The 5,908-nt window shown below is 72.5% G+C and carries 2 protein-coding genes and 1 pseudogene; all 3 read left to right on the top strand.

Features of this window, described 5'->3' with window-relative positions; genetic code table 11:
- Positions 1–1,484, top strand: a pseudogene (locus F9B16_RS48815) (hypothetical protein); the annotation flags it as partial.
- Positions 1,485–1,644: 160 nt separating this feature from the next.
- Positions 1,645–4,134: an ATP-binding protein gene (locus tag F9B16_RS48810; RefSeq protein WP_151547083.1), complete on the top strand. Its 2,490-nt coding sequence runs from the start codon at positions 1,645–1,647 to the stop codon at positions 4,132–4,134.
- Positions 4,131–5,908 (top strand): type IV secretion system protein (locus F9B16_RS48805; RefSeq protein WP_151547082.1); only part of this gene is annotated, 1,778 nt, incomplete at its 3' end. The genes F9B16_RS48810 and F9B16_RS48805, both read left to right, overlap by 4 nt.

Genomic DNA, 5,908 nt, shown 5'->3' with positions numbered 1-5,908 from the left:
AGCCCGTCCAGCAGCAGCCGGTTCAGCAGCGGCCTCCGGCGGCGCAGGGGCCCACGCGGCCCGACGTGCCGCAGCAGGTTCCGCTGCGGGGCGGGCCGGCCGCGCCCGCGCAGCCGCCGGTGGTGCGGCCCCCGGCACCGACGCGTCCGGACATCCCGGTGCAGGGCCGGCCCGCCGCGCCCGCCGCGCCAGCCGCGTTCGGCGGCCCGCAGGGCGGGTCCGGCGAGGAGAACGAGTGGCGGCCCGCCAAGCAGGAGCGGGACCCGGCGACGCCGCGCCTTGAAGCGCCGCGGCCGTGGTCGAAGGGGCTGTCGAAGCCGCTGCGCCCGGCGTCCACCGACAGCATGCAGTGGCCGCCCGTCCCCGAGCCGGGGAAGGCGCCGGAGGCGTTCGCGGACCTGCCGCCGCAGGGCGTGCCGCTGCCACCGCCGCCCCAGCACCCGCAGCAGCCGCAGCCCCCGCAGGTGCCGGAGCCGGCGGAGGAGCAGGCGCCGCCGCGGGAGGTGCGGTCGCAGCCGCAGTCGCCGGTCCGGCCGAGGCCGCTCCCGCCGCCCCCGGCGCCGCCCGCGCACGGGCCCGCGATCACGCCGCCGGGACCGGAGCACGAGGTCACGACCGGCGGCCTGCGCCGGCTGATCCAGGCCGTCGGCGGCGGGCACGGCGAGGTCGACGCCGAGTACCAGCAGCGGCTGCAGCAGCCGTTCCACGGGACGCGGCACGTCGTCGTGCTCGGCTGCACGGGCGGTGCGGGGCAGACCGTCACCGCGCTGATGCTCGGGCACACGTTCGCGCAGCACAACGGGGAGCCGGTCGTCGCGGTCGACGTGAACCCCGGGCCGGGCGCGCTCGCGCGGCGGACGCGCAGCGAGACCAACGAGACGCTGACCTCGCTGATCACGCGCGCCGACCAGGTCGGCAGCCTCACCGCGATGCGCCGCTACACCTCGCAGGCCAAGTCGGGGCTCGACGTCATCGCGGCCGGGAAGAACCCGCTGCAGGCGCTCGACGACCGCGACTACGCGCTCGCGATCCGCACGATCGACAAGTTCTACTCGGTGACGCTGCTGGACACCGCGGCGGCGATCGTCGCGCGGGTGCTGCCGTACGCCGACCAGATCGTGCTGGTCGCGCCCGCCAGCGCGGACGCGCCGCGCGCCGTGGCGATGACGTTCGAGTGGCTGGACGGGCACGGGTACGAGGAGCTGCGGTCCCGCGCCGTCACGGTCATCAACGGGGTGTCCCGCCGCAGCATGGACGACGTCGAGCAGGCGGAGGCCGTCGCGCGGGGGCGTTGCCGTGCCCTCGTGCGGATCCCGTGGGACGATCACCTCAGCATGGACCGCGCCCCGCGCAACGAGCTCAAGTCGTTGCGCGCGCCGACGCGCCGTGCCTATCTTGCCCTCGCCGGTGTGGTCGCCGGCGGGTTCACCGTCGTGCCCGAGCGTTACCAGGAGCTTCAGCAGGAGCAGGAGGCCACCCGATGAGCGCCCCTCGCAGGCACCGAGCCGGCCGGACGGGCGCGAGCGTGGCGGGCGCGCCTGACGCCCGTGTCCGCCCGGACCGTGAACACTCTCCCCGCCAGCCCTTCGCAGCCGCACGCCGATCGGGAGAATCATTGGTCAGGACCAGGGTCGGGAGGACGGCATGAGCAAGGCCAGCCGGCTGGCCGTGCGGTACTTCGACGACCGCGTGCTGCTCACCGACGGTGCCGCCTGGGCGTACTTCCGGCTGCCCACGGTGTCCTACGAGTTCACCACCGGCGAGGAGCGGGAGGCGCTCGCCACCAACATCACGATCGCGCTCGCCGGGATCCGGATGCAGGACGCCGAGGTGCACCTGCGGATCGCGCACCGCACGTACCCGGCGGCGGAGTGGGCGCTCGCGCTGGACCGGACGTCCGACGGCGGCGCCGGGTGGCGGGAGTACCTCGAGGAGACCTACGCGCACGTGTGGGCGAAGGACTTCTGGACCAAGGAGGTCTACCTCGGGGTGCGGCTCGGCCCGCGCGGGATGGGCGCGCACCTGTCCGGCGGGGTGGTGTCGCAGCTCCTCGGGTTCTACAAGCGCAGCGAGAAGGTCCTCGGCGTCAACGACGACGCGATCGACAAGCGGGAGATCGGGCGCTGGACGGACCAGGCGGAGCGGATCGGCCGGGCCCTCGGCGGGTCCGCGCTGTACGCCCGGCACGCGACGTCCACCGAGGTGGCGTGGCTGTTCCAGCACGCGGTGACGGGGTCGCTCGCCGACCCGCCGCCGTCGGCGGTGCCGCGCCGGACGTGGGGCAAGGGCGAGATCGAGTCGCTGGTGGAGGGCGCGATCCACAACGGCCGCTCGTACCTGCGGATCGAGCAGCCGAACTTCACGGGCGCGGGCGGCGGCGCGACGGCCGCGTCGTACGTCGCGTACCTGTCGTTCGCCCGGTTCCCCGACATGATGCCGTTCCCGGACGGCGAGCCGTGGTTCCACTACGCGGACGCGCTGCCGTTCCCCGTCGAGATCAGCGCGCGGATGAAGCTGATCCCGCCGGCGAAGGCGTCCAAGGACGTGTCGCGGAAGCTCGCGCACGCCCGCGACATGGACCAGCACATCCGGGAGGCGGGCGCGGAGGCGCCGATCGCGCTCGCGGAGCAGATCGACGCGGCGCGGATGCTGGAGCACGGCATCACCAAGGAGCGCCTCCCGTTCGTGTACGGGTGGCACCGGCTGATCGTGTCCGCGCCCACCGAGGACCTGCTCGCGCAGCGGGTCGACGCGGTCGTCGAGCACTACCGTGACATCGGCATCGACGTCGTCAACTCGACCGGCGACCAGTTCTCGCTGTTCCTGGAGTCGCTGCCGGGCGACCAGATCCGGCTGAACGCGTACGCGCAGCGGCAGCCGCTGCGGACCATCGCGGGCGGGATGCCCGTCGCGACCGTCGACCTCGGCGACCGGACGGACGAGAACGACGAGGGCTGGATCGGCCCCTACATCGGCGAGACGCTCGGGCGGGCCCGGTCGATCGTCCACTTCGACCCGCTCGTCGCCGCGGCCCGGAACCGTCCGACCGCCGTCGCGATCACCGGGGAGCCCGGCGGCGGCAAGACGACCCTCGCGCTGCTGCTGATCTACCAGATGGCGCTCCGCGGCGTCACGATCGCGGCCATCGACCCGAAGGGCGACGCCGAGTCGCTGGTCGAACTGCTCAAGGCGCGCGGACGCAAGGCGCGGATCCTGCCGCTCGGGTCCGCCGCGCCCGGCCTGCTCGACCCGTTCTCGTTCGGCGACGACCTCGCCACCAAGAAGACCATGGCGACCGAGACGCTCCGGCTCCTGCTTCCGCGCATGTCGGAGGAGCGCGAGTCCGCGATGATCCAGGCGGTCGGCGCCGTCGCGAACGCCGAACAGCCGTCCCTCGGCCGCGTCGTCGACCACCTGGAGCAGGCCTCCGACCCCGCGTCCAAGAACCTCGGCGCGGTGCTGCGGTCGATGTCGGAGATGCACCTCGCCCGGCTGTGCTTCGACCCGTCCGGCGGCGAGCGCATCGACACCGCCGGCTGGACGACCGTGTTCACCCTCGGCGGCCTCACCCTCCCCGACGTCGCGATCTCCCGCGAGGACTACTCCTACGAGCAGCGCCTGTCCGTCGCGCTGATGTACCTGGTGTCGCAGTTCGCGCGGCGGCTGATGCACGGCATCGACCGCCGGCTGCCGAAGGCGATCTTCCTGGACGAGGCGTGGGCGATCACGTCCACGCCCGAGGGAGCCAAGCTCGTGCCCGAGGTGTCGAGGATGGGGCGGTCCCGCAACACCGCGCTGATCCTCGTCTCCCAGAACGCGGGCGACCTGCTGAACGAGCAGGTCACCAACTGTCTGTCGTCGGTGTTCTCCTTCCGGTCAACCGAACGGGTCGAGGTGGGCAACGTGATGTCGCTGCTCGGGGTCGAGTCGTCCGACGAGCACAAGGCCGTGCTGCGCAACCTCGGCAACGGCGAGTGCATCTTCCGCGACCTCGATGGGCGCGCCGGCCGGATCGGCGTCGACCTCATCTCCGAGGAGCTGCGGAGATGGCTGGACACCAACCCGACCCGGTCCCATCCCGGGCGTTCCGAACTCACCGCAGCGGGGGCCGAGGTCGAGGAGGTCAGCCGATGACGGGTCCCCGCGTCCGGACGGAGCGCCTGCAGCGCTCGCCCGGCGAACGCCTCGACCTGCGCCGCCGCCGCACCCGCCGGCGGCACCGCCCGCGCAGCCGCCGCTCCGCGGTACTGCTGGTCATCATGGCGCTGTTCCTGGTCAGTCCGCTGTCGCCGGCGGCGGCGTCGATTCCGCTGCCGCCCGGTTCCAACCCGAACGACGCGTGTGCTCCCGCCGACAATCCGGCGCCGGAGGCGTACGGGTCCGGGACGGACGGGATGATCAAGCCGCCCGGCTATCCGGACGCGAAGCTGCAGAAGACGCCGGGCGACCAGCTGACCTACTACGACCGGTACGGGACGGCCGGGCAGACCTGGTATGCGGTCGACATGGGCTGCTCGGACGCGATGGCGATGATGGGCAACGCGATCGCCAACACGACGTTCACGCTGGTCCGGGCGGTCGACCGGACGACGATCAGCATCTACCAGGCGGCGGCGTCGGAGTCGCTGCTCGGCTGGCTGAAGAGCACCGTCGACGGCGTGATCAGCGGCATGGGCAAGACGTTCAACGCGCGCTACTGGTCGTGGGTGGTCATCCTCGGCGCGATGTGGCTGGCCTGGTGGGGCCTGGTCCGGCGGCGGGCGAGCAAGGTCACCGAGGGCGTGGTGTGGATGGTCGCCGCGATGGTGGCGCTGATCTGGCTGATCGCACGGCCCGCGGACTTCACGACGCTGGGCACGAAGGTGTCGTCGGCGACGAGCGCGGCGTTCAACGCGGCGCTGCCGCAGAGCGACACGAAGGGCGGCAGATGCATCCCGCCGCCGGACGGCAAGCCGGACCCGATGGCGTCGGCGAACCTGGACGCGACGACCCGCAACGCGAACGGGCTGTGGGTGGCGCTGGTCTGCAAGCCGTGGCTGCAGGGCGAGTTCGGCACCACCGACCCGAACGCGAAGATCGTCAAGGAGAACGCGGACAAGCTGCTGTCGTCGCAGGCGGTGGACCTGCCGGAGTCGTACGGCACGGAGAAACCCGATCTCGGGCAGAAGGCGGACGACTACAAGAGCGTCGCCAAGACCATCAAGGACGACTATCCCGGGACGTATTCGCTGTTCCAGGGCAAGAGCTGGCAGAACCGGCTGGCGGTGGCGTTCGGCGGGCTGTTCGCGGCGCTGGTCGCCGGGCTGCTGATCATGGTGATCGCGATCGCGCTGATCGTGGTGAAGATCGCGTTCCTGCTGCTGCTGGTGGCGGGGCCGATCTTCCTCGGGATCGGGATCCATCCGGGGATCGGCCGGGTGATCGCGGTCAGATGGCTGGAGCTGCTGCTGTCGATGCTGCTGAAACAGGCGGCATTGATCGGCGTGCTGGCGCTGCTGCTGTGGGCGTACGGGCTGATCCTCGGCGAGACGCTGCCGTGGGGCCTGCAGATCCTGCTGATCGCGCTGGTGACGTTCGCGGCGTTCATCTACCGCAAGCCGTTCCAGCACCTGTTCTCGGCGGTCGGCTACTCAGCGGTCGGGTCGCGGGAGAAGAGCGAGGCGCACCTGGACAAGTCGGTCGCGGAGGCGCGCAAGAACACGGCGGCCGTGGCGGGCGCCGTGGTGCCGGGCGCGGCCGGGTACCGGCTGGGCCGCTGGGCGGGCAAGCGGGACGCGGCGGCGGACGCGTCCAAGCAGATCCGCAAGTACGACGAGAGCCGGCCGCCGCAGTACGAGAACCCGAACGGCTGCCTGGCGCCGACCGCACCGGACGCTTCGGGCGACTCCTGGACGGAGCTCGTCGCCCC

The sequence above is a fragment of the Actinomadura montaniterrae genome, assembly GCF_008923365.1.
In the GTDB taxonomy this organism is placed as follows: Bacteria; Actinomycetota; Actinomycetes; order Streptosporangiales; family Streptosporangiaceae; genus Spirillospora; species Spirillospora montaniterrae.
Note: the sequence above shows the minus strand (reverse complement) of the source record. Positions and strands in the feature narration are given on the sequence as shown.

Excerpts from the sequence above, each read along its gene's own strand:
- F9B16_RS48810 (WP_151547083.1), top strand. The coding sequence starts at position 1,645 with ATGAGCAAGGCCAGCCGGCTGGCCGTGCGGTACTTCGACGACCGCGTG.